Origin of the sequence: Halomonas gemina (assembly GCF_023554995.1) — a bacterium.
Classification (GTDB): domain Bacteria; phylum Pseudomonadota; class Gammaproteobacteria; order Pseudomonadales; family Halomonadaceae; genus Halomonas; species Halomonas gemina.
In genome coordinates this window covers 1-255 of sequence record NZ_JAMJPK010000043.1, presented here as the reverse complement: position 1 = coordinate 255, position 255 = coordinate 1, and the positions used below count along the sequence as shown (strand labels likewise).

The following is a 255-nucleotide window of genomic DNA, read 5'->3' as shown; positions in this document are numbered from 1 at the left end:
ACCTACTCGATTTCACATGATCAGATTTTCGGCTACGGGGCTATCACCCGCTATGGCCGTGCTTCCCAGCACGTTCGCCTAATCCGTCACATGCTTAAGGGCTGGTCCCCGTTCGCTCGCCGCTACTAGGGGAATCTCGGTTGATTTCTTTTCCTCGGGGTACTGAGATGTTTCAGTTCCCCCGGTTCGCCTCCCAACACCTATGGATTCAGTGTGGGATACCCACGTTACCGTGGGTGGGTTTCCCCATTCAGA

1 rRNA gene is annotated in these 255 nt (G+C 54.9%); it reads right to left on the bottom strand.

The features are described from left to right. Nucleotides 1–255: ribosomal RNA gene (locus M8009_RS19450) — 23S ribosomal RNA — on the bottom strand; the annotation flags it as partial.